Raw genomic sequence first — 23,350 nt, forward strand, 5'->3', positions numbered from 1 at the left:
GGTCTTATCGAACGATTCCTTTTCGATCGTGTTCATCACCGCCAGGCGTTGTTTGCGGGCCTCGCTGGCGTCGGTCCCTTCTTTGACGGCCGCTTTCACGCGGTCGGTCACGTCTTCGATGTCGACCAATACGTTCAACTCCAGGTCGACGCACTTGACCTCGTCTTCGTGTTTGCGGGCATGAAAGCCGGTCTTGATCAAATCCTTTTCGGGCGTGCTGAGCTTTTGCAGGCAGTCAGCCCCCACGTGATGGTTGGTCATCACCAGGCCATCAGACGAGACGAATGACCCGGAGCCACCGCTGTTGAATCGCACGGACGATTGCCGTACGTGCTTCAGCCATTCGGCCGAGGGCTCGAAGCCGTACTTCTCCTTGAGCGCCTTATCTGGCGGATTGGTGAACAGCCACATTCCCTCGTCAGCTTGCAACGATTCAGCCGCGGCGAAACTCATGAACAAGACTCCCAGGAGGGTGACGCAAAATCGGCGGCGCAACATGGTGACTTATCTCGAAGGGTGTACGGTTAAGACCAGTTTTTAGCGAGTCTTGGCAGGCTTGGCAGGTGCCGCGGCGGTCGCGTTACGAAACAACAGCCCAAAGCCCGTCAGGGCCAACAGCAGAATCAAAGCACTGAACGCGACGACCGAAGGCCAATTGCTGTCGACCCAACCTTGCGGCATAAACCGCGCCAGGCTGATCGCATCGAGCCAAGAGGGAACGAAGCCAAAAAACGCCACGATGACCCCCGCGATTGCGCCGCCGGCAATGTAGCCGGAACTGAGCAAGACGCCTGGACTCATGTCGGCCTCCGCTTCGGACTGTCGTTTGACCTTGTCGACCAGCCAGCGCACGGCGCCCCCGACAAAAATCGGCACCGACGATTGAATCGGCAGATAAACGCCAACGGCAAAGGGCAGCGACGGGACGCCGGCTAACTCCAGCGTCACGGCAATCAGCACGCCGATGAACACCAACTCCCAGGGCAATCGTTGCTGCAGGATGCCGTCGATAATCAACGCCATGAGGCGCGTCTTCGGCGCCGAGAATTTATTGGGTACCTCGGAGCCGTCGTCGCGCACCTTGATGCGGCCATTAATGCCAGGGTCGACCAGATAAGCAATTTGGCCACGATCGTTGACCAGGTACTTACCCTGGGGCACGCCACGGACCAGGCCTTCGGTCGCGTGCCATACAAAGTATTCGTGATCGTCGTTGGCATACTGCCCGCCGGGCTTTTCCTTGTGTTTGAGCTTGTCCACATCGGGCACGATGTAGCGCGGTAGATTTTCCGGTTTTCTGGTCCAAACCGTGCCAGCGTTGTTCAACAGCAACAGAATGCCGCCGATGGCCAGGGCACTTGTCAGCGCTCCGATCAGGATCGCAATCTGTTGCCAGCGCGGTGTAGCGCCGACCAGATAGCCCGTTTTTAGATCTTGCGACGTCGTACCACCGTTACTTGCGGCGACGCAGACGATCGCTGCCACGGTCATGGCGGTCAACGTCGCGGCTCGATCGGTTTGGCCCATCGCCAGAAAAACCAGGCAGGTGAGCAGCAGCGTTGCCACGGTCATACCGGAAATCGGATTCGACGAGGAACCGATTTCGCCGGTCAATCGCGACGATACCGTCACGAACAGAAATCCAAAGACCACGATTAGTCCCGCGCCCGTGAGACCGTGCATCGTGACCCCCAACCCCAGATTGGGAATCGCCGCCATCGCCAACACCAACACAGCGGCTCCCAACAGGACGACGGTCAACGGCAGATCGCGCTCGGTGCGCAGGCCGCTGCCCGCTGACTTGCCGGCCGAGGGCCCCAAATCGCGCAACCCGGCTCGCAAGGAACTGAAGATCAGCGGCATGGCTTGCAACATGCTGATGATGCCGCCTGCCGCCACGGCGCCGGCGCCGATATAGAGAATGTAGTTGATGCGGACGTTACCGACGGCCTCGGCAATTGCCTTGGCCGATGCGCCGGAAGGCAACAGGCTCGGGTCACCAAATCGGAAGACCATCGGCGTGAGCACCAGGTAGGCGAGCACGCCGCCGGCCAGCATGATCGAGGCGATGCGCGGGCCGATGATGTAGCCCACGCCTAGAAGCTCGGGCGTTAGTTCACCGCCGACAAGTCCGCCGCGCAGGCCTTTGCCCGAGGCCGTTGTCAACGGCTGATTAACTTCGTCTTTCCAAAGGTGCAAGCCAGTCATCACGAACTTGTGAAGGAACGCCAGGCCGAATCCGGTGAAAACGGTTGCCGCCGTGGCTCCTCCTTCCTCGCCGACGATAAGCACATCAGCGCAGGCCGTACCCTCGGGGTATTTCAGTTTGCCGTGTTGCTTGACGATGAAGGCCCGCCGCAAGGGGATCATCATCAAAATGCCGAGCAGTCCGCCCAGCACGCCCACGGTCATGACGCGTGTCAGCTCCATATCCATGCCCAGCAGCATGAGTGCTGGAATAGTGACGCCGACGCCGAAGGCAATCGATTCTCCGGCCGACCCAGTGGTCTGCACGATGTTGTTTTCCAGAATCGTCGCCCGCCGGATACCGAACATCCGCGAAAAGAGTCGAAACAGGGTGATCGACAATACGGCCACGGGGATCGACGCGGAGACCGTCAACCCGACCTTGAGCACCAAGTACAACGATGATGCCCCGAAGACGATGCCCAACACGGCGCCGACCAACACGGCCGGCAAGGTGAACTCGGCCATGTCGCTCGATTCGGGGACGTACGGATCGTGCCCCGGCACAACGGGCGGCTTGGAAGAGCGCGGCTCGCTCGTAGCAGGTGCTGCCATCCAACAATACTCCGTTCGGTTGTCTCGCCGGCGTTTCCCACCGGCACAGGCCGGTTCCAGCCTTCGGTTATCGTCGTGGGGACGCTGGGGGCCTGTGGATCGGTCCCTGGCGTTTGATTCTCCCCCCTCGGTCGCCGATTTTCTGCGGGTCTGTTCGGCTACCCGCCGTCGCGTTCTGTGCTAAAGGTGGCCGGTTCGCCGCCGGAATGCAAGCCCGGAAAGGGGTGAAAGCTGGGTCGTTACCGACAGATGGTCGGCAGGGTGGGACGGCGCATGCCGTGGGACGGCCTTGGGCGGGGCTTCTGTGCGGCGGCCCAGCATGAGTTCGATTCGAGCGCGCCGATTAGAGATCAAGGTGCCGAGGCGCTAGGCCTGGTCTTCCGACTTGACATCGCGGATCGACTGCAAGAAATGCTCCATAGACGGGCATCGCTTACCAACTTGTGGCTCGACGCACGACATGATGGCCTTGGCCAGCACAGGATCGATCTTGGGCCGATACTTCAGGATTTCGACCGGGGGGTGCATGGCGTGCGTCATCGCCGCCCGGCCGTCAGTCCCCCGCTCCCAGGGAAGATTGAACGTGCAAATCTCGTAGGCACTGACGCCAAACGAAAACACGTCCAGCCGTTGGTCGGTTGCCAAGCGTTTGACTAGTTCCGGCGCCATGTAGTTGGGTGTGCCCGTCCGATTGCCTGGCAGCATGAACTGCGGCGTGGCCGGCACCGTCAGGCCAAAGTCGATGAGGGTCAGATGCTTGCCGTCGGGCGATACCATGAAATTGCGAGGGCAGACATCGCGATGGATGTAGCCGGCCTGGTGTACCGCGCCTAAGGCCTCGGCCGCCTGGCGGATGAGGCTCACACGACGGCCATCCAACAGCGGGCTGCGGCCAATCACCAGCGAATTGAGCCCCGGGCCATCGATGAACTCCATGACCACGAATGGCTCCCCTTGCAGGGTCGTCCCATAAGACAGCACGCGCACCACGTGCGGGTGCGAAATGGCCTGAACGATTTCCCCCTCGAACGGCTTCTTAAGCCCTTTGAAGCGGGCTTCGAATTCGACGTTTTTTTTGGGGTCGAGGATCTTCAACCCGACGACGGAGCCGGTCTTACGTTCGCGCGCCATGTAGAATTTGGACATCGTGCCCGAGATGGCTTCGCGCATGAACTCATAATTGCCGCGGACGTCGACGCGCCCCCCGGAGAGCACCGTTTTGAGGCTGTCGAAAAGTCCCATAGTCACCTAATACAACATGTTGCTGGCCGTCGCCGGCGCGAACCTACTGCAGCCGATGCCTGGCGCGCGTCGAGGCTCCCTGTCGTTCACTCTAGGCCGCAGGCGCAGAAGCATCAAGGCAACGGAGGCCGAACCGATGGCGCAGTACCACGCCGACCGCGGCCTATTTGCCGCAATAGTCGATCGTCCGGGCGATCTCGCTCTTCAAGTCCGAGCGGCGGACAATGCGGTCGATGAAGCCGTGCTCCAGCAGGAATTCGCTGGTCTGGAATCCCTTGGGTAGCTCGATGCGAATGGCGGCCTGAATTACGCGCGGACCCGCGAAGCCGATCAAAGCCCTTGGTTCGGCGAATACCACATCGCCCAGCGACGCGAAGCTGGCGGCGACGCCCCCCATCGTTGGATTCGTAAGAACAGAGATGAACAGTCCGCTGGCTGCATCGTATCGCGCCAAGGCGGCCGACACCTTGGCCATTTGCATGAGCGAAAAGATTCCCTCGTGCATGCGTGCCCCACCGCCGGAGCCACTTACGATGATCAGCGGCAAATGCTCGACCGTGGCCCGCTCAATCGTGCGGGTGAGCTTCTCACCGACGACAGCTCCCATGCTTCCCATGATGAAGGCCGAGTCGGTGACACCGAACGCCACGCGGCGGGCACGAATCATGCCAGTGCCCACTACGGCCGCGTCGCGCAAGCCTGTCCGCTTTTGCTCTTCCTTGATGCGATCACGGTAGGGCTTCTTGTCGGCGAATCCCAGCGGATCGGTCGGGCGCAACTCGGAGAACCATTCCTCGAACGTGCCCTCGTCCAGCAATTGCGCGATGCGCTCTTGCGCCGGCACGTACCAGTGGTAGTCGCACTCGGGACAGACGCCCATCCGCTTGTCGGCTTCCTTGCGGAAGATGGTCCGCTGGCAGCCGGGGCAGCGCTTCCACAAACCCTCGGGCACACCGCGCTTGGGGTGCTTCACGCTGGGCTGACCTGTCTGAACGTCAGATTTGCCGGTGCTCAAAGGCACGCTCCCGAACGTCGTGGGCGTGGTTTCTGGTGGCATAATACGGTGCCAATCGTAGCAGTTTCGATCGAGTGTGTAATCCCGAGAATGCCGGTCCGCCGGGCCCTTTGCCCGCTGTCCTGGCGATGACGCTATCTTCGTCCCAGAGCAGGCCCAAGGGAAGTGGCGGATCCGAAGACCCCAACGGCCGCGAACTCGCCGCTGCGGTGGGATTAGCCGCTATGGGCCACGTTTTGCGGTGTGATCTCGAGCAATTGCCAGTCGCCGTGGCAGCCCGCGGCCCGCCAGAGGTCCCCCAACTTGCCTTGCCCTAGGCGGACCTTGACCAACGAGGCTAGTGGTTCCGGAACGACCAGTGCGATTACCCCGTCACGGTGCCGCTTGAGCAGTTTGTCGATGACGCGCTCGACCCGGTCGCTGGCTTCGCCTAATGTCTCGCCTTCGGGGGGGCGGATGCTTTCGGGTTGGTCCTGCCACTGGCGATAAACGGTGGGCTGCTTGCGTTTCACTTCGTCGATGCACATGCCCTGCCACAGCCCGTGGTTGAGGTTTTGCATGCCGCGCAATTTTTTGAGTTTGACGTGCAGAGTTTCGGCGATCGCCGTGGCGGTGGCCTGTGCCGGCTGGCACATCGAGCTGTAGATCGCATCGATGGACTGGCCGGCCAGCTCACTCGTTAGTCGGGCAACTTCAGCGATGCCATGCTCGTTGAGCGGAACATCCAGAGTGCCTTGAATCCTCCCCTGGTCGACGAAGTCTGACGCACCAGGGCGAATCAAGATGATTTTTAACATTGCGGTGTTTGAATTCCTGCTGCCGAGTACATGGTTGCCTAGTTCAACCGATGTCGCGCTTGCCGAATGAGGAAACTAGGCGCTTGTTTGGTGTGTCCGAGCCAAGGTGGTCAGGTGGTCGATGGTTGCTCGATAGTCCTGAGAATGAAAAATCGCTGATCCTACGGAATACAGCTGTGCGCCGGCTGCGGATGCCTCCCCGATCGTTTGTTCGTGAATTCCTCCGTCAATCTCGCGCAATGGCCCCGGCCCAGGTCGATCGCGCAGGGCGCGAAGCTTCTCTAGGGCGATTGGCTCGAAGGTCTGGCCGCCGAAGCCTGGGTGTACGCTCATCACCAACACGGTGTCGCAATCTGCCAAGCAAGGCTCGATGGCCGACAGCGGTGTTTCCGGATTCAGAGCCAATCCCGCCGCGGCGCCCAGACTGCGTATTTGCCGCAACACGGCCGTGGGGTTCTTGGTCGCTTCGTAGTGAATCGTCGCCAGGTCCGCGCCAGCGTTGATATAGCGCTCGACCCACTTCTCGGGCTCGGTGATCATCAGGTGTGTTTCGATCGGCAGCTTGGTCAGCCGCCGCACGGTTTCGACCACGGCCAGGCCGTAGCTGAGGTTCGGGACGAAATGCCCGTCCATAATATCGAGGTGCAGCCCGGGCGCACCCGCCGCCTCGACGCGCGCGATCTCATCGGCCATGTGACCGAAGTCGCACATTAACAGCGAAGGGAGCACGCCAGGTAGCGCAGCACCCAATTGATTAAATGGAGAGTGTAGGGTCATACCCAAATGAAAGATGGCAAGAAGCGAACACGATTGCGTGTTCTGCGAGTGTGCCGAGGACGAAGCCTGCTCTATAGATCACCAGACGCACTTCATTGTGCGTCTGCCGAGGGGAGGGCAACTTGGAGGTAACTCAAAACAGTGCGCAGTTTTCAGCGGGCACCACGCCTATTCCTTCATGGCCGTCATGGCCGCGCACGACCCAATTCTAGCAAATCCACTGCGTTCCTGTCAGCGCGGACCGATATTCTTTGCCAACCCATTATGCCGGAATCAGTTACGCTCATTCGCCCGGCTCGACGGCGGTCGCCGTAAGATGTCTGCCCTCGGAAATTGTGACTATTGGGCGGGGATCGTGCGTGGTTCCGGCCGAAACAGCCGGCAGCGAATGTTACTGTTCGTCGGTTTCCTGACTGCGTGGTAAATCGGCCAGACTTTTCAAGCCGAAAAGCTGCAGAAAGCGACCGGTCGTGGAATAACATGCGCGGCGTGGCGCGCCCTCGGGCCGTTCGATTTTCAAAAGTTGCCGGCGGACGAGTTGGGCCAGAATGGCGCCGCTGGTACGTCCGCGCGTCGTTGAGATTTCCTCACTGGTCATTGATTTGTTGTAGGCCACGAGTGCTAGCACTTCGATCGCCGCTTGCGACAACCGCGCCTCGCGCACCTTGCCCGCCAGTCGTTCGCGCACTACGGCGTACTGTTCACAGAGTTCCAGTCGGTAGCCGCCGGCGTGACTGCGAATCGTGTACGGGCAGCCATTGCGCTGGTACTGCTCATTGAGGTCCTGCACCAGTTCGTCGACCTCGGATGCGCGCACGCCCCGCATAAGAGCTGCCATCTGCTGACTGCCGAGCGGTTCGTTCTGTGGGTGACCTACGAATAGCATCGCCTCGACGATGCTCCGCGGCGTGATTTCGGGACCTGGTTCTGTTGCGCTCGTGACGACATCCGGGCCTGCGATCGGCCCTACTGGACTCTCGGCGGGCGCGTACGGATCCTCGCCGCTGGAGAGCATCTCGGCGAAGCCGGCCGTCAACGCTTCCAGCGAGAGGCCCTGGCTAAGTGCGCTGCCCGAATCCTCGGGTTCTGGATTTTTCGAAGCGTCCATTCCACACCAGATTGCCCGTCACGGATCGATTCGAACTTACGGCACTGCACGGCTTAAGGTTCGCGACCACCGAATCGCGATGATTTGCACTGCATTCAGCGCCACCACGACTCAGGCGGTGACTGCGGCACGTTTGGACCATTCACTTTTCATAAAGGCCAGTCCGTCTTGTGCGAGCTGATCTTCGGTCTTGAACATGCGCCGCCAAATCTTGGTCGCGGCGGCCAGGGCCGGCAGCGCCATACCAAAAGCTTCGATCATCAGCCATCCGTCGTAGCCCGTCTCGCGCAGCGCATCAAAGGTGGCGTCCCACGGAATGTTACCTGTGCCCGGTGTACCGCGATCGTTTTCCGAGATATGGACGTGGACGGTCTGGGCAGCACAGTCATGAATCGCGCGGATGGGGTCTTTTTCCTCGATATTGGCATGGAACGTGTCGTACATCATGCGGCAGCGTGGATGGTCGACATCCTTGACGTACCGCACGGTATCGGCCGCACTATTGAGCAGGTAGCACTCGAACCGATTCAAATACTCCACGGCCAGGGTCACTCCGCAGGCGTCGGCGTGCTCTGCCGTTTGCCGCATGCTGTCGACCGCCCATTTCCATTCGTCGGCCGTGGGGCCGGCGCCGGAAAAGTGGCCAAGCGCCGAGTGAAACGGCCCGGCCATAATTTTCATGCCGGCCGCCTGACAGCAATCCAGGGCCAGCTTGTTGTTCGCCACGCCGGCGGCGCGAACCTTGGGATCCTTCGAAGCCGGGTTGTCGTCCACGCCGCGACAAGTCACGGCGGTGCGGTCGAGCCCCATGTCGTCGAGCCACAAACCGATGGCTGCAAACTTATCGGGATTGAGATCGAAGACGGGGGCCTCGATGCCGTCATAGCCCATGCGCTTCAGCTTCTCTACGACCGGCCGGTGCTCCTCTGTGAGGTTGTCGGTCCACAACAGAAGATTCATCCCAAACTTCATGGAGAGCTCCTCAGGGCTACGGCGTAGGGTCGGAGGGTACGGGTATTTGTCCGGGCGAGAGCAATTCCTCGAGGCGAGAGTCGACTTCGTCTCGGGCTGCGGGCAGAAACTCTTTCAGGCGTTCGGGCACTGCGGGCAGCCGTACGCGGCGCATGACCTGATTCAAACGGTAACACAGTTTGCCATCGTCGGCGTAGTCCGACAAGAATCTCTCCCGTACAAACAGCGGAACGAAGGCCGCCACGCGGACGGCCGGCCGCGGCGAAATCCGGTTCACGACCAACTCGACAAACGCCGGATCGACCGCGGCCATGGCCTGGTAATATCGCTCGAGCCGATCCGGTTCTTGGGCAATCAACGACGCGTCTGACAATATTTCAACCAGGATATGTCCCAAAAAGCTGGGCCGCATCCCTTCATCGGCTCCCAGCACGTCCCGCAGCCGTGCCGCGAATCGCCACGACAGATCGGCAAAGGCCGCCGTGGTGTGGAACCAGGCGTCGTCTGCGTGATGTTGCGCGATGCCGCCCACCAAGGCCGCCACACGCGGATCGGCATCCGCCCGCAGCGGTTCCGCATGCTTTGGCCGTACACGCGCGCCCCGATCCGAGACGTTCAGCCAGTCCGGAATCGCCGTCCCGGCCAAGAACCAGGGATCGTCGACGAACGCACGGCCATGGGCGAAGTAATTCATCGACCGGCTGGCGCTCCTGCTCAATCGATTTCGATCCAGCGACCACTCTTGGCGCTGGCCAACACCGCGTCACAAACTTTTTGCGTTCGCAGTCCGGCTCGGAAGTCGGGCTGCACGGGCTTGCCCGTATCCAGGCCCGTCAGAAAGTCAGCCAGTGCGTTGATAAAGGTGTGCTCGTAGCCGATCGTGCAGCCCGGGACCCACCACTTGTCCATGTAGGGATGCTCGAAGTTGGTGACGTTCACCCGCTGCCAGCCGGTGAGATGACTCTCAATTTTGGCCCCACTCTTGGGGTCGGCATATTTGAAGTATTGCAGGATGTGCGGATCTTCGAGATCAAAGAACACGCTGCCGCGCTCGCCATTGAGTTCGAACGTGTTGTAGTTCTTCCGGCCGCGGGCGTAACGCGTGCTTTCGAAGGTGCCCATCGAGCCGTTCGCGAAAACGGCCAAGAACATACAAGCGTCGTCGATGCTGACGGCTTGCTTCTTGCCCGTTTCGACGTGGGTGCGCTCCTTGACGAACGTCTCGGTGGCGGCAGTCACGCGGCGGATCGGGCCATTGAGCCATTCGGCAGTATCGATCGAATGGGCCAACAGGTCGCCAGTGACGCCCGACCCAGCCACGGCGGCATCCAGCCGCCATAGTGCGGCGCCTCCCTGGGGCACGTCGTCAGCGATCGTCCAGTCTTGCAGGTACGTCGCGCGGTAGTGAAACGGGCGGCCGATGCGACCTTCGTCAACGACTTGCTTCGCTAACGAGATGGCCGGCACGCGGCGGTAATTGAACCAGACCATGTTGGCGACCTTGGCCTTTTCGACCGCGGCGACCATCTCTTCGCCTTCGGCCACGGTCATGGCTAATGGCTTTTCGCACAGAATCATCTTGCCCGCCGCCGCCGCCGCCAACACGATCTCGCGATGGGTGTTGTTGGGGCTGCCGATATCGATCACGTCGATATCCTTGCGATCGATCAATCGGCGCCAATCGGTCTCATATGATTCGTAGCCCCAGTTCTCGGCGAACGCTTTGATCTTTTCGGCGTTGCGGGCGCAGCACGCTTTGAGCACGGGATGGTGCTCGTGCTTGAAAAACTGACTCACCTGGCGATAAGCGTTGGAATGCGCCCGGCCCATGAAGCCGTAGCCGATCATGCCGATGTTGAGTGGCTTAGACATACAGTTGGGCTCCGGTCGCTGCTGGAGGATGTCGAAGGTCTATGGATGAATTTCTAAAATCGATTTCAATACCTTCTCTTCCCTGGGAGGAGAAATTGGGCCGGGGGATTAAAGGCTCTGCGCATCCGACCCTGTGAACAATCTCTGGCAGGGAGCGATATTTCAAATAGCAACTAACAAATGCTCCTCTACATTCGTCATTTCACTGCTTCCACCCGTGCGCGTCCCGCACCGCGATCATCGAGGCCAGGATCGAGTTCCATGTCTTGGGTTGGTGCATCACGTCGTTGGGGAACATGCAGCCGTCCCAGCAGATGTGCCGGAACTGCTTGGTTAGCTCTCCCTTATCGTCACGCAGCCAATGGCCGGCGTCGCGGGCGATGTTGAGCCGCCCGTTTGGGTCGTCGGGCAGGCAGTGCCTTCCCGTTTTGTCGTGCGAGCCCGAACCCTTGACTGTTCCGTCGTTCTGCGCGACATGGAAATCCATCGTCCAGGGACGCAAGGCGGAGGTGAGTTTCTTGAGCGCATCCTGTAGCGCCGCGGTATTTTTCCAGTCGAAGTTCGCTGGCAGGATTGCATCCTCTGGGGCGTTATAGCCCAACAGGTAGAGCAGCGTATGGGCCATGTCGGCTTGAAATCCGACCGTCTTCGGCCGATCGACAAGTTCGAGTAATTGCACCATGCGTTTCCAGCTGTGCATGCCGCCCCAGCAGATTTCTCCTTCGGCGGCCAGTCGTTCGCCGTGGTCGACGGCAATCACGGCGGCCTCGCGGAACGTGTCCGCGATCCGCTTCGAATTCGATAGCGCGTCCCCCTGAGACCAGGTGCCTGGGTCGACTGAGGAATCGATTCGCACGACGCCATAGGGACGGACGCCCAATTCGCGCAGCCGTTTAGCGATGCGACAGCCTTTGCGCACCTGGGTTAGAAAATTCCCACGTTCTTCGGCCGTGCCCATGGCCGAACCGCCGCCGGTGGGAGGCCAGACCGGCGCGACGACCGAGCCAATGACGAGTTTACGCGCGCGCACTCTGTCGGCCAGCTTCTTCAGATCCTCGTCGGAAGAGTCAATGTCGACGTGGGGTGCGAACAGAAACAGGTCGACGCCGTCGAACTTGACGCCATCCACCTCGGCCGCGGCCGTCAAATCGAGCATCGTGTCCAGCTCGATGGGCGGCTCGGAGTCGGGCCCCTTACCGACGACGCCGGGCCAGGCGGCGTTGTGCAGGCGCGGAAAGTTGTTGGTATGCGTGGGGCTCATGCGTGCGTGTCTCGATGGGACGAGGGAGTTATCGCTTGTAATCGCCGATTTTGGGCAGCTTCGGGTGCGTGTTGGGGCCAAAGTATCGCAGCCCGACCAATGGCTCGCTGCCAGAGTTTTCGATTTCAACGCCGGCCGTGGCTGCTTCGTGCGTGATGAAGACTTCATCCTCGGTATGCTGGCCGAAATGAATCATGGCGGGCGTTTGCAAAGCCAGCTTGCCCATCCGGCCGCGCCCTTGCACCGTGATCCAACCGCTGGCGCCAGGGTCCTTCAACGTACACTTGGCGCCCGGCTCGACCGTTAGTTCCTTGGCGCTGAACAACTGCGCGCCGTCGATCGTGCCGTAGACGATCCAGCGGTCGGTAAAGCCCCGGCCGCTGTGGCTCTCGTCGACGATCGGCTCCAGGTAATTGTTCTCTTTAAAATGGGTGTCGACGTTTTTCTCCCAATCGAGCTGATCGATGATGAAATCCAGATCGTGATGCTTGTCCTTAGGCACGTCTTTTACCAATAGTGCCCAGGGGACTTCGCGACCTTCTACCAGCGACTGAAACATACCGAACACGTCGGAGCCCCATTGCGGCTCGTACGTGCAGAGCGAGCCCGGGGCGTGCAGCACTCCGGGCGGAATGAGCCAGCCGGTGCCACGTTTGAGGCGATAAGCGGCCGACAGATCGAGAATGCCGTTGTCACCTTGCGCCCAATTCTCCAGGCAGCGGCGTAATTGCTCGCGCGTGGTCCCCGGCGCGAGACCCATGAACGTATACGCGAAATTGTTGTCGACGTTGTTCAGTTGTGGCGGAAAGTAGTAACTCTCGGGCTTACCTTCCTGCCCAGTCAACGCCGCATGCTCGAACTTCTGGTGCATGTGGTGGGGGATCGGCCCCATGTTGTCGAAAAACTTCGAGTACACGGGCCAACGTTTGTACTTGGCGAAGATCCCGCTGCCGACTAGACGCTCGCCCCCTTCGGCCACCGCGTCGCGGAGGGTAAATCGCTGCTTGTCGAACGTGACGTAGCTCAATCCTTCGTCGGGGGTGCGGTTGTCGTTGGCCGCTTCGGTGGTGCTGGCGAACCAACGTTCGTCGATGCCGCCGCGATGAGCACCGTAGGCGTACCAATCGGTCGGTGCGAGCTTGATCCGCTTGCCGGGATGCAGAAAGCTGCGGGGAACCCAGGTAGGCGTGAGCCGCAGCAGGCCGCCGCCGGCATCCATAGCCCGATCGAGAATCGCGCTGACGTTGTCCTTGGCCACAATATCCTTGGTCGAGATCGTCGCAGTCGCCATATTTACCGCCCAACTCCGGAGTAAAGCCCGACCGTCGGCGGCCGGGCAAATCATTCGCAGCAAAGGACTTGTTTTATTCGCTCACCGCCGCGCTGGCAAGCGGCCGTGCGGCGTGTGGTAGTGGGCGGCAAAGTTTGCCGGTGATTGGATTTGAGCGACGTGGGCGTGGCACTTTTCCAGACCAACTTGATAGACGTCGAGGTGGCTTTGGAGCGCGCCGCTCTCCGCACAATTCGTGTGCTGGCAGCCGCCGGCATGGAGAACTTCACCCCCAGTTTTCAGCGAGGTTGCCGTGCCGGCGATGGCGAGGCATGTGTAACGTCGGTCGCTGCCGGTCGTCACAAATGAGTGCGATGAACCGTCTAGCAGTGATAGATACAATTTGGGCGGCCTGTACTCGCCCTGCCTCGCCGTTTTCCGCACACCCTCTTCAAGGAGCTATCGATGCCACGATTCGCCATGCGTCATTGCGTCATCGTCGCCGCCAGCGTCACCGTTTTGGGAATCGTGGCCACGGCAGCCTCGTCGCACGACCCCGCGCAAGAGACCAAGACGCCGGCCGGCGGCAGCAAGATATCCAAGGTTTTCGAGCAGATGCTGCCGAAGGGAGACTTTCAGAAGGTGGGCGTAATCACCGTCGATTATGTGCCGGGTGGCACGACTCCCAAGCACCGGCATGACGTGGCGGTGTTTGCCTACGTTGTCGACGGGAAAATCGAAAGCCAATTGGCTGGCGAAGAATTAAAGACTTTTTCGGCCGGCGAGATGTGGTACGAGTCGCCAGGCACCGTCCACCTGGTGAGTCGCAACGCCAGCAAGGAGAAGCCTGCCAAGTTGCTCGTCTTCTTCGTGCAAGAGGAGGGCAAAGCGCCCACGACGTTTGTTAAATGACCTGCGCCGAGCGAGTTCGTACAGCACTCATCGACTGGCAATTAGGGAATCGAATGACGAGTAAGACGAGCTGAATCGGTTTTACGTATGGCTGGAAAGTGTTGGCCCGGCATCGTACATTCATGACCTTTAAGGTTACGACCTGGATGCGCCGCTGACTTCCCGTTGCCCTCCCCGACTCAACTCCGGCTTTTCTCATGAACAAACAAGCGTGGGTGCTAACCGATCTGGATCACGGTGTCTACTTGCCCGAGTTAGAGCTGGGGCCGGCGGATTTTACCGGCGATCTTGTGCAGGGGCTGCGCGTAAAGAAGCATGTGTTGCGCGGCGGCCTGAGCGATGGCGTCGACGTGATCGAACTCGACAACGGTTCGTTGCGGTTGTCGTTACTTCCCACGCGCGGCATGGGTATTCATCGCGTGACGAGCGGAGATGTAGAGCTTGGTTGGCGGTCGCCGGTCAGTGGACCGGTGCATCCGACGTTTGTTAATTTGCACGAAGGGAACGGCATCGGTTGGTTGACCGGCTTCGACGAATGGCTCTGCCGCTGTGGGCTGGAGTCCAACGGCGGGCCCGAATGGGATGCCGCCGGGCGACTGCAGTATTCACTGCACGGCCGTATTGCCAATCTGCCGGCGCGGCGCGTGGAAGTTACCGTCGATGGGCATGCGGGCGAGATGACGGCCACCGGTATCGTCGACGAGGCAAGACTGTTCGGCCGCAAGTTGCGACTGACTTCGACCGTGCGGCTGCGCATCGGCGAGCCCACGTTGCATATTTCCGATGTAGTGCAGAACCTGTCCGGCGAGCCGACCGATTTCGAACTGTTGTATCACATCAATTTTGGCATGCCGTTCTTGCGGCCGGGTGCCAGCCTGATGGCGCCCGTCGCGCAGTTGGTTCCCATAAATTCTCATTCCGCCACGGATGTAGCGAGCTGGAATGCGTACCCTGCCGCGCAACCGGGACTGCCGGAATTTGTACATTTGTTCAAATTAACGGCGCAAGACAAGGGGCAGACCGCCGTCTTGCTGAAGGCCACCGAGGATCGGGGAGCGGTGCTGCGCTACAATACGAATCAACTGCCCTGCTTTACGCAGTGGAAATGTCTGCAGTCAGAGGCTGACGGCTATGTAACGGGATTGGAGCCAGCAACGAACTATCCGAACGGGCGCTCGTTCGAAGAGCGTCAGGGGCGTACCGCGGCGCTCGAGCCGGGTCAGTCGCGGACGTTTGACCTCTCAGTCGAGATTCTAAGCTCGGCCGAACGGGTGGCCGCGGTTGAAGGCGAGATTCGCGCGATCGCCGGCGACACGAAGCCAGCCGTATTCGACCGTCCTCAACCCGGCTGGTCGCCGGTCGAAGGGTAGATGGGACGTCAGCGGCCGAGAATCTCGCGCCACGTCTTGGCGCCCGGCTCTTCCACGCGTGCGAGCCATACCAGGCCCAACCCTCGCGCTACGGTACCGATCAGAAACAAGAGTGCGAAGTGGTCGATCGTGAGAGTGCCGATCGAAGTATGAAAGTCCATGCCGCGCAGCCGATCGAGAAGCACACCGCCGGCGATAGTGCTTAGCCCATAGGCGACCCCGCCCAACGCTTCGAACGAAGCGATGTAGCGGGCGTTGTCGTCGGCGGGCGCGAGCTTGAGCATGATATTGGTCAGGCAGATGTTCAGTCCGGCGTAGGCCGACCAGACTGCCCAACCGCCGGCGATCCACCAGGGGTGCTCTGGCGACGCAAAAAAGTAAAACAACGGGCCGAGCGCCACAATCGCCTGGCTTAGCTCCAGCACGGGTCGATTGCCGAACCGATCGCTTGCGCTCCCCACAGCCGGGCTGAGCGCCATTTGTCCGGCACGCATCCCCAGTTGCATCATCTGCATCGGCAGCACACCGATGCCGAGGACGTAGACATAAATGTTCTGCGCCGCCTGCGTGATGCCGTTAAAGAACGAAAACCAGCAACGATAAATGAGCAAACGGCGGAAACGTGGATCGGCCAGTGCCGAGCGCGCTTTGTTATCTTCTGCGCGTAGGCACCGCAGCGGAGCACGCACGTCGGGCATGAGCAACAGTGGCACGAGTGAGGCAAGCAGAAAAGCCGCGCCCAGGCTGTTCGGGATGACGTATCCCAACAGTAATCGTTCGGGTTGAGTAGTTTTGTAAAGTGTCTTCCAATGGTCGGTGAAATAACCGCTGGCCAGCAACGTGGGAATTAAAAACGCCAGTTGCCACACCTGGCGGCGGCCGAAGTACCTGCCGCGAATCTGCTGCGGCACGAGCCCGGCCAGCCACGACCAGAGCGCAACGCTGCCAACGTATTCCAACAATTGATGCACGCAAATCAGCGCGATCATAGCGCCGAGCGCCGTCGTACGGGGCAGGTCGCGCAGCAAGGTCACTGTGGGAAGACCGACGGCCAGAAGCGCGTAGCTGGGAAAGGACGCCTTGAGACAGGTGGCCTTGATGCCGCCGAGCGGGCCGATCAGCGCGGGCGTGATCAACCGCAACAGACCGATCAGTGTGGGCGCCGCGATCAGCACACTCAGCGCGGTTCCCTTGGCCCCTAGCTCCTGCGCTAGGTAATAGATAAGCGTTCCTGTTGTCAGACCGTTGCCAACTGACCATAAGACACCGTTAGCATAGCCCAACCGCAGCGCGCGGCGACGGACCGAGCGGGGCATGTGGCGCGCAGGCCCCTTTGCCATCTCTGACGAGTTGCCCCTGGACATTGCCCCGCAGTCTCCGAAGGAAGGCGCCGCGCATTCGCGCGGCGAAGAGTGGCAAAAGCGCGACGTCAAATATCGCGACTCACCGCCGGCAGGTCTAGCGAATTCTGCGCGGCGAAAATCGGTGCCAGCGCGCAGATACCTTGCCGTCGAGCATTATCCGGTTATGCCAGCCGTTGGCTAGGGATTCGCCGGGGGCGGTATCGGTGCGGGCGGACCTGAAGCCGGAGTGTCATCCGCAGGAGGCGGAATGGGCGCAGGAGGCCCGGCTGCCGGCGGAGCTTTCGCCGGCTTGGTCGCAGGAGTCTTCGTCTTGGTGGTGCGCGGCGGCTTGGCGTTCTTCGCGGGGGCTGCGCCCCCGGCTGGCGGGGCGTCAGGGAAGAAGTTGTCCGGATCCGCCTCGCCCGGCGGCGGAATGGGGGCCGGGGGCCCGTCCCGCTTGCTGCTGGAAGATTTCGTGGGTGTTTTTGTTCGCGGACGCTTGCGGTTTGCGGGAACGTCGCCGTTGCCCGTGCCATCGTCCCAGGCATTGTTGGGAATCTTTTGGCCTTGGTCGTCATATTCGTCCAGGTTTTTAGTGGACTTTGGCTTCCGAGTGCCGCGACCCTGCGGCGGCTGCTTGGCCGGCGTTCGCCTGGGCGGCGGCTGAACTTGGGGGTCGGCCCCCAGAGCCGATTCGTTCACTTGGCCGATGGGCTTCTTGTCAGGAGGAGAATCGAAAAGTTTGTTCGAGCCTTCGACAATGCCTGGCGCCGCGGCGGCCGCGGCAGGGTTCGGATTTTTACCAGCGGCACTGCCGAATGCACCGGGCACAGCCGCCGGCTCATCGATGATGTCAGGCTTGCCGAACGGATTTTTCTGCGCCGCGGGAAGTCCGGCAATCGCCGGCTTCGCGGCCGCTGGAGCCTGCTCGGCCGCCTCGTTCCGCCGACGCTGCTCGTCGGCCATTTCCTGCGGCAGGGTACCGGTGTCGACCAGCAGATAGCCGGCCCAGAAAAATGGATTGTCGGCCTTGGGTGCTTCTTCTCGCGCGGTCAAGCGGAGGCGCGGCTCGGCCGATGCGTTCAGCGGATTTTCAGAAACGAGCATCATGCTGCGCTGCCAGGCCTCGGCGGCGCTCGAATGGGGTAATTCCTGGACAAACTCGCGCACCAGGTCGACGCTCGACTGCCCTCCCGTTCGCCAGCGGCTGAGCAAAATAGTCCTAGCGCCATTCGCCATCAATGCGCAGACCGACAGGAACACCTCGTTGCCCGGTTCGCTGGGAGGCTTTTTCAGAGCCCGCTCGGCCGCTGTATGGAAGGACGGCAGAGCGATGAAATCGGGTCCACCCCAAGGCAGCGCAAACCAGTTCGAGATGGCGGTATTTCCCTTGGCGTCATTCGGCATGGGGGACCATTCGTAGGGATCGTCATCGGGCACGGGAACTTCGTTCAGCACGATCAGCCCGTCGAACATCGTCGAATAGGCGGCAATGTCGTGGGGCAGCGGAGAACGCAGCGCGACGGCCCCGGGCAGCGCCTTGTCGATTTCTTCAAAGGCCGCCTCGGTCGACACGGCGTCATTGCCTTGCATGAGCTTGCCCAGGACGACGGCGGTAGTGCCGCCCGCGCGGCGCGGCCGCGGATCGGCGACTCCCAACGAGACCAGCGGCGCATAGCGGATTTGCACTTTGGTCATGAGCGGGACGTGCTGGTCGCCATCCGAAACTAGCAGTGCCTCGAACGGTAAGTACCACAACACACCATCGGGAACGATGACTAATTGCTCGAAAGCCTTCAGGTCGGCCCGCGAGTCTTTGGTCAGAGAATCGAAAATCTGGCGTGCCGGTTCGCGCCAGCTTTCGGCGTTGAGATCCTTGGGCGTGACGTCACGATTGACGTCGACGCTTCCCAGGCCGTGCAGCAGCTTCATCACCGGCTTCATCAAGTGCTCGTCGCGTGGCACCTTCCAGTAGCCGTACTTATCGCGCGTCATCAAGATCGCGTACGCCTGCCGCGGCGTGGAGAAAAAACTAAGGATCGCCTGCCCTGGCGACAAAGCCGCCTTGACGTCCTTCGTCGGACGGAACGGCGGAAAGATCAAGGAACAGGGCTCGCGGCCCACGGACATCTGCCGTAACAACAACTCTTGCTCGGCACTGACCTGTGTCAATTTGGCCAGCTTGTCGCTTTGGGCGTGCGTGCTGGCCGGGCTGTCCGCCACGAGCGGGGCGTTCTCCAATTCTTTTCGCAGCTGTTGAGCCTGTTGATGCAACTTATCGTAGTCGGCATAGCGGGCCAGCAGATCTTGGCGCTGGAGTTTGGCCGCCTGGTCGAGGTTGTCTTCGGGACCTTCGAGCAGCCAACGCAGATTGTGCGTGCGGCCGCCGAAGTCCAACGTATTAAGAAAGTGATGGCGTCGCGCCAGGTCGCTGATCTCTAGCACCCGCTCGTGATCCTTGCGATCGACCGCCACCTCAAACCAGTGCTCATAGGCAAGCTTGTGGGGCACGATCATCAGCGACATCGCTTCCAGCGGATCGGTACTCCAATCCGTCGGCGTTGGGTCGCGCAGCACTTCGTTGTAAAGATCCATCGCGACGCGTGGCGTCACTGTTCCGTTGGCGTACAGCGTGTCGGCCAGCGCGATATGGAACAACCGCAGCGAGCCGTTTTTCTGAAATGTCATGGCCTGGGCCACGCTCGTGTCGCCGGCGTCGATATTTCCCTGTTGATATGCGGCCAGGGCCGAAGTGAAATTGAGTCTCGCGCCCAGCTTGCCCATCGACATGGCTCGACGACCAATCGTCGAAACCGCGCTGGCCAGCAGGGTGGTGGCTGTCTGCGGCTGGTCCATAACGCAGTAACATTCGGCGGTCAGGACTTGCATCGAGACATTCATCTGGCGCAGGCTATTGGTTTTGGCCCACAGAGTTGCCGCGATGAGGGGCTGATAAACCCCTGGCCGGTTGGCCATCAGGTGCGTCAATTGGCCGAAGCGGAGCGCCTCTTCGACGACCGTCGGGTCGCCGTACATGCCGGCCGAGTAACTGGCTTCGGCAAAATAATTGGCCGCCGTGTCATAGTCGCTCCCCAGCAGTGCCAGACGCCCCAGTTCCAGCAGCGCCATGCCGGTCATGGGGTGATCGTATTGTCCGGCCGCCAGTACGGCCCGCTCGAGCGATGCCCGGGCCTGCACTTCCTTATTTCCGCACGTGTAAGCAATGCCTAGTTGCAAGTCGATCCAGCATTCCGACCAGTGGTTTGGCGGTCCGGGCCGACGCGATAGGGCCGTGATCAGGTCGTTGGTCAATTGATCCTGGGCGCACGCCGGACCCATCAGCTCGCGCCGACGGCGCATCGCCAAGGCCGTGCAGCGGACGATTTCCTGAACATGGATCGAATAGCCAATCGGATTCTGAACGACGCCGCCGCCGTTCTGCACCAAGCCTTGCGCGCTCGCAAACTGTCCCTGAATAATGGGAATGGTGTCTGGGTAGTGTCCCAACACGAATTGGCGCGAGCTGCGCCCCCAGGGCATCGGCCTGAACTCATTATTGTTGGCAGTCTGAATGCCCGGCTGAAATTGGACGCTGACCATCCAATTGTTGAACGCGTAAAATAGTTGAAGCGCATTCGTGTACTGCACCAGCGCTTGCTGATGTTGCCCCATCTGGTAATAGCACTCGCCCAACATCGTGTTGGTGCAGATGGAATCAATCCAACGATTGGTGCCGGCCTTGATTCCTCCACGAGCCTCGTTCTGAAATCGCTGGGTCGCGTCGCGGTAGTCGCCGTCATAATATGCCGAGAAGGCCCCGAAGTAGCTCATCGAGGGAACCGACATCATGAACTGCGCGGTCGCCGAACGCGAAAACGCGACGGCGAATGCCAGCAGTAGCCCGACGCGGACAATCGCGCGCCTGCCACGCCGCGAGTAACAAACTAAGTGCCGGAGCACTGTTTCGGGCACGTGTTGTCCTCCTCTTGCAGCTAGCGGCGCAGTTTCCCGAAGCGGGGGCCGTCGAGCGCAGGCCTGTTGTCCAGACAGGCGGTTGCCGGTGCCTATGGGGGGAAGTGATTACCGCTCACCGTGCAACCTCCAGCATACAGGCTCGTCAGGCGCTTGGCAAAAATCGGGAGGTGTCTTGAGCGATAGCGGACAATCCTGCGCGACGTGGGAAATAGCGCCAAAACGGCTGCCGGCAAAGGACTTTAGAGCATCACCCCCGATTCGCTCTGCTGATATGCCAGCTAGGAGGCCTGCCGAATGGCTCAGGAAAAAAACCACCTTCGCGGGTGCTACCATTACGGTTTTTCGGAAATCGGCCGAAAGTCCTGCGAGGCTGAGGACGATAAACGTGGGTAGCAATTCTGCCGGTTATAGCGGTTACAGAGTTTTTTCGGTTTCTGAGGACGCCGGAAGCCGCTACGGCACTTCGACCAGGAAATTCAGATGGCTCGGTCAGACCTCGGCTCGATCAAGGCATGCGTGTGCAGCATTGGGCTGCTCGCGGTGATGAGCAGCGTCGGATGCCAAAGCGACTATGCCGGCCAGACTTTGCCCAGCCCCTATTGGCTACAAGACGACATTCAATACTTTCCGCCGGGTCCTGAATTCAAGCTGTCGCGGGAAGCCGCGGCGATGAAGACATACGGGACCGGGCGCGCGGCAAAGCCAGGTTCCGGACCACTTGCTCCGGCCGACGGTGCACCCATTCCAGGTCTGCTGCCGGGCGATGCGCCGCTAGGTCCGCCGCTGGGCGCAGGCGGACCCGCCGTTGGACCGCCAGCAGGTCCGCCTGTCGGAGTTCCTCCGGCCGATGCACCACCGCCCCCCGTTGGCGACGAGCCAGCCGAAGGCGACCCATTCAATCCCTAATCGAACAAACGTATTGAGGCTGCAAAAAGGCTCGGCGGGCAGCCGAGCCACGGCAGCGATGGAGTAAACGAGTAAGCGAGCGACCACGTGCTCGAGGTGTGCGGCCAGTTCGCAAGAGCTGCTGCGGCGCGTCCCAGCGCGGTTACCTGCCGATTCGAAACGACTCCCTCGCTGCCTACCGGTTTTGTCGGACGCCTTGGATCGAGGCCGAGCACAGGCGTGCGTACCGCCGTAACGGCGGACTAGATTTGGCCACGCTCGAAGGCGCATAGGGGGGGACCGACGCTCTTCGCCGCTGGTGACCGTTTGGCGCTGACCAAGCGCTGTGCGGTCACCGGTAGGCGAAGAGTGAAAATAGCGTATTCACTCCCACGTGGGAGTGAATGGACTGCGCGCGGTGCCCTATTGGCGGCGCCGCGGATAACTTCGCGGCTGCCGACCGCGCGGGCGCGGTTAGCGAGCTGAGGGGAACGACTTCGAGCGACAGGCTCGATGGGAAATGGACACCGCGAGTTTTAAGGCCGGCGCGCGAGGATTCTCAGGTCATGCCCGATCCAGACATCAGCCAGGCAGTCCAAACGTGGTTTAACGAAGCATTCGTGTGGATCGGGTTTGGCACTGTCTCGGGGCTGCTCGCCAAGGCGATCATGCCTGGCCGCGATCCGGGCGGAGCCGTTGCCACCTTGGGGATCGGCATTGGCGGCGCCGTTGTCGGCTGCGGCATCTTGTCGTTCTTTGTGCCCGAGTACCGGGTGTCGCCGTTGACGCCGGTGGGATTCGTGGTGGCGACCGGTGGCGCCTTTTTGCTGTTGTTCTTCTACAGGCTATTGGCCGGGTACGTCATCCGCGAGGATGGCGAGGGCTACATCCCGCGACCTTATTTTGGCCGCCGCGAGTATCGCGGTCGACGCCCGCCCCTCTATCAAGAGCGGACGTATCGAGATTAACGGCACGATTACCGTCGTCTGCCGATATCTCCTCGATGACCGTTGCCTGGCAATGATCCGCTACCGTTGGTGACGTGAAGTACACGAGGCAAGCGCATTCAGGCGTAGCGCGGCGACCCCGCAGTGCGCTGCGATCGAGTACTCAAAGCTTGGCGTCGATCGCCAATCCATCCCCACACACGGCGCTTGATATGCAGGGCTTGCGCTCGTAGCGCCGTGGGGGCAAAGTAGCTGTAACGGTAGCTGGAGACGAGCGAGGTGCGCCAGTGGCGCTTGTAGGGTTCGTAGCCGGGGCCCAAGTCGAATACTCGATCGCCCCGTTCGTAGCTGTCGCGAACCAGCGACTGCACCAGGACATTGCCGGCGCCGTCGCGCGAGATGTTCGCATCGAATCCCATCCGTAGTCCCGAAACATGTCCTTGGTAGTGGTAGTTGTACATGAAGGCCGCCGGACGGCCGTCGAGCAGCAGCAGATTGACATCGACCGCGCCGGCGCGAACGGCGGCAGAATGTGCGTCGCGTAGGAACTTGCGAATGGCCTCATGCGACATGGTGGTGCCGGTCGTGGAAGAACCTTGCCAACTCTTGGCCGCGACGTCGACGCACTTGTCGTACAGATCCCAGCGAGGATCCGCGTCACCATGTGACTCGCCGCGCGGGCGATAACGGACAGACTGCACGTCGCCGCCGGTGCGTAGCTTTCGCTCGCCGCGCCGCACGTTACCACGAAAGTGCCCATCGCGCCCGGCCCAGTAGTCTTCCCAGGTGCCCGTCAACTCGA

20 protein-coding genes are annotated in these 23,350 nt (G+C 60.9%); 5 read left to right on the forward strand and 15 right to left on the reverse strand.

Features of this window, described 5'->3' with window-relative positions:
• The 12 genes from VGG64_14035 to VGG64_14090 form a co-directional block, all read right to left on the reverse strand.
• A partial coding sequence (locus tag VGG64_14035) for a S46 family peptidase (protein ID HEY1600724.1) occupies window positions 1–498 on the reverse strand: 498 nt, incomplete at its 3' end.
• Between the two features lie 39 nt (window positions 499–537).
• On the reverse strand, window positions 538–2,802 hold the full coding sequence (locus tag VGG64_14040) for an oligopeptide transporter, OPT family (GenBank protein HEY1600725.1): 2,265 nt from the start codon (window positions 2,800–2,802) through the stop codon (window positions 538–540).
• Window positions 2,803–3,168: 366 nt separating this feature from the next.
• Complete coding sequence (locus VGG64_14045) at window positions 3,169–4,044, reverse strand: serine/threonine-protein kinase (GenBank protein ID HEY1600726.1); 876 nt, start codon at window positions 4,042–4,044, stop codon at window positions 3,169–3,171.
• Window positions 4,045–4,207: 163 nt separating this feature from the next.
• Window positions 4,208–5,059 carry an acetyl-CoA carboxylase, carboxyltransferase subunit beta gene (accD, locus tag VGG64_14050; GenBank protein HEY1600727.1) on the reverse strand — a complete coding sequence of 284 codons (852 nt, stop codon included), beginning with the start codon at window positions 5,057–5,059 and terminating at the stop codon, window positions 4,208–4,210.
• 215 nt (window positions 5,060–5,274) lie between these two features.
• Window positions 5,275–5,856, reverse strand: coding sequence for a histidine phosphatase family protein (locus tag VGG64_14055; GenBank protein HEY1600728.1), 582 nt, complete (start codon window positions 5,854–5,856; stop codon window positions 5,275–5,277).
• A gap of 75 nt (window positions 5,857–5,931) precedes the next feature.
• Window positions 5,932–6,633, reverse strand: coding sequence for a ribulose-phosphate 3-epimerase (rpe, locus tag VGG64_14060; GenBank protein ID HEY1600729.1), 702 nt, complete (start codon window positions 6,631–6,633; stop codon window positions 5,932–5,934).
• 391 nt (window positions 6,634–7,024) lie between these two features.
• Window positions 7,025–7,741, reverse strand: coding sequence for an SMC-Scp complex subunit ScpB (locus VGG64_14065; protein ID HEY1600730.1), 717 nt, complete (start codon window positions 7,739–7,741; stop codon window positions 7,025–7,027).
• 111 nt (window positions 7,742–7,852) lie between these two features.
• Window positions 7,853–8,713 (reverse strand): sugar phosphate isomerase/epimerase, encoded by an 861-nt coding sequence (locus VGG64_14070; GenBank protein ID HEY1600731.1) that lies wholly within the window; start codon window positions 8,711–8,713, stop codon window positions 7,853–7,855.
• A gap of 16 nt (window positions 8,714–8,729) precedes the next feature.
• Window positions 8,730–9,407 carry a hypothetical protein gene (locus VGG64_14075; protein ID HEY1600732.1) on the reverse strand — a complete coding sequence of 226 codons (678 nt, stop codon included), beginning with the start codon at window positions 9,405–9,407 and terminating at the stop codon, window positions 8,730–8,732.
• A gap of 20 nt (window positions 9,408–9,427) precedes the next feature.
• Entirely contained in the window at window positions 9,428–10,585 is a 1,158-nt protein-coding gene (locus VGG64_14080) for a Gfo/Idh/MocA family oxidoreductase (GenBank protein HEY1600733.1), read from the reverse strand.
• Between the two features lie 202 nt (window positions 10,586–10,787).
• Window positions 10,788–11,846: a TIM barrel protein gene (locus tag VGG64_14085; protein ID HEY1600734.1), complete on the reverse strand. Its 1,059-nt coding sequence runs from the start codon at window positions 11,844–11,846 to the stop codon at window positions 10,788–10,790.
• 28 nt (window positions 11,847–11,874) lie between these two features.
• On the reverse strand, window positions 11,875–13,137 hold the full coding sequence (locus VGG64_14090; protein HEY1600735.1) for a hypothetical protein: 1,263 nt from the start codon (window positions 13,135–13,137) through the stop codon (window positions 11,875–11,877).
• 159 nt (window positions 13,138–13,296) lie between these two features.
• Here VGG64_14090 and VGG64_14095 point away from each other — a divergent pair, with 159 nt between their 5' ends.
• The 3 genes from VGG64_14095 (at window position 13,297) to VGG64_14105 (ending at window position 15,398) form a co-directional block, all read left to right on the forward strand.
• Window positions 13,297–13,485 carry a hypothetical protein gene (locus tag VGG64_14095; GenBank protein ID HEY1600736.1) on the forward strand — a complete coding sequence of 63 codons (189 nt, stop codon included), beginning with the start codon at window positions 13,297–13,299 and terminating at the stop codon, window positions 13,483–13,485.
• Window positions 13,486–13,581: 96 nt separating this feature from the next.
• Complete coding sequence (locus tag VGG64_14100; GenBank protein HEY1600737.1) at window positions 13,582–14,028, forward strand: cupin domain-containing protein; 447 nt, start codon at window positions 13,582–13,584, stop codon at window positions 14,026–14,028.
• Window positions 14,029–14,225: 197 nt separating this feature from the next.
• Entirely contained in the window at window positions 14,226–15,398 is a 1,173-nt protein-coding gene (locus tag VGG64_14105) for an aldose 1-epimerase family protein (protein ID HEY1600738.1), read from the forward strand.
• Window positions 15,399–15,406: 8 nt separating this feature from the next.
• On the opposite strand, the gene VGG64_14110 is transcribed toward VGG64_14105, so the two are convergent.
• Both VGG64_14110 and VGG64_14115 read right to left on the reverse strand, forming a co-directional pair.
• Window positions 15,407–16,714, reverse strand: coding sequence for an MFS transporter (locus tag VGG64_14110; GenBank protein HEY1600739.1), 1,308 nt, complete (start codon window positions 16,712–16,714; stop codon window positions 15,407–15,409).
• Window positions 16,715–16,939: 225 nt separating this feature from the next.
• Window positions 16,940–20,713, reverse strand: coding sequence for a CHAT domain-containing protein (locus tag VGG64_14115; protein ID HEY1600740.1), 3,774 nt, complete (start codon window positions 20,711–20,713; stop codon window positions 16,940–16,942).
• A gap of 483 nt (window positions 20,714–21,196) precedes the next feature.
• Here VGG64_14115 and VGG64_14120 point away from each other — a divergent pair, with 483 nt between their 5' ends.
• Both VGG64_14120 and VGG64_14125 read left to right on the forward strand, forming a co-directional pair.
• Window positions 21,197–21,622: a hypothetical protein gene (locus VGG64_14120; protein HEY1600741.1), complete on the forward strand. Its 426-nt coding sequence runs from the start codon at window positions 21,197–21,199 to the stop codon at window positions 21,620–21,622.
• A gap of 545 nt (window positions 21,623–22,167) precedes the next feature.
• On the forward strand, window positions 22,168–22,569 hold the full coding sequence (locus tag VGG64_14125) for a GlsB/YeaQ/YmgE family stress response membrane protein (protein ID HEY1600742.1): 402 nt from the start codon (window positions 22,168–22,170) through the stop codon (window positions 22,567–22,569).
• 98 nt (window positions 22,570–22,667) lie between these two features.
• On the opposite strand, the gene VGG64_14130 is transcribed toward VGG64_14125, so the two are convergent.
• A partial coding sequence (locus tag VGG64_14130; protein HEY1600743.1) for a GNAT family N-acetyltransferase occupies window positions 22,668–23,350 on the reverse strand: 683 nt, incomplete at its 5' end.

The sequence above is a fragment of the Pirellulales bacterium genome, assembly GCA_036490175.1.
In the GTDB taxonomy this organism is placed as follows: Bacteria; Planctomycetota; Planctomycetia; order Pirellulales; family JACPPG01; genus JACPPG01.

What these genes read in the sequence shown, in the direction of transcription:
- VGG64_14040 (HEY1600725.1), bottom strand. Translation starts at nt 2,802, where the DNA reads ATGGCAGCACCTGCTACGAGCGAGCCGCGCTCTTCCAAGCCGCCCGTT.
- VGG64_14045 (HEY1600726.1), bottom strand. Translation starts at nt 4,044, where the DNA reads ATGGGACTTTTCGACAGCCTCAAAACGGTGCTCTCCGGGGGGCGCGTC.
- VGG64_14055 (HEY1600728.1), bottom strand. Translation starts at nt 5,856, where the DNA reads ATGTTAAAAATCATCTTGATTCGCCCTGGTGCGTCAGACTTCGTCGAC.
- rpe (HEY1600729.1), bottom strand. Translation starts at nt 6,633, where the DNA reads ATGACCCTACACTCTCCATTTAATCAATTGGGTGCTGCGCTACCTGGC.
- VGG64_14065 (HEY1600730.1), bottom strand. Translation starts at nt 7,741, where the DNA reads ATGGACGCTTCGAAAAATCCAGAACCCGAGGATTCGGGCAGCGCACTT.
- VGG64_14070 (HEY1600731.1), bottom strand. Translation starts at nt 8,713, where the DNA reads ATGAAGTTTGGGATGAATCTTCTGTTGTGGACCGACAACCTCACAGAG.
- VGG64_14075 (HEY1600732.1), bottom strand. Translation starts at nt 9,407, where the DNA reads ATGAATTACTTCGCCCATGGCCGTGCGTTCGTCGACGATCCCTGGTTC.
- VGG64_14080 (HEY1600733.1), bottom strand. Translation starts at nt 10,585, where the DNA reads ATGTCTAAGCCACTCAACATCGGCATGATCGGCTACGGCTTCATGGGC.
- VGG64_14085 (HEY1600734.1), bottom strand. Translation starts at nt 11,846, where the DNA reads ATGAGCCCCACGCATACCAACAACTTTCCGCGCCTGCACAACGCCGCC.
- VGG64_14090 (HEY1600735.1), bottom strand. Translation starts at nt 13,137, where the DNA reads ATGGCGACTGCGACGATCTCGACCAAGGATATTGTGGCCAAGGACAAC.
- VGG64_14100 (HEY1600737.1), top strand. Translation starts at nt 13,582, where the DNA reads ATGCCACGATTCGCCATGCGTCATTGCGTCATCGTCGCCGCCAGCGTC.
- VGG64_14105 (HEY1600738.1), top strand. Translation starts at nt 14,226, where the DNA reads ATGAACAAACAAGCGTGGGTGCTAACCGATCTGGATCACGGTGTCTAC.
- VGG64_14110 (HEY1600739.1), bottom strand. Translation starts at nt 16,714, where the DNA reads ATGCCCCGCTCGGTCCGTCGCCGCGCGCTGCGGTTGGGCTATGCTAAC.
- VGG64_14120 (HEY1600741.1), top strand. Translation starts at nt 21,197, where the DNA reads ATGGCTCGGTCAGACCTCGGCTCGATCAAGGCATGCGTGTGCAGCATT.
- VGG64_14125 (HEY1600742.1), top strand. Translation starts at nt 22,168, where the DNA reads ATGCCCGATCCAGACATCAGCCAGGCAGTCCAAACGTGGTTTAACGAA.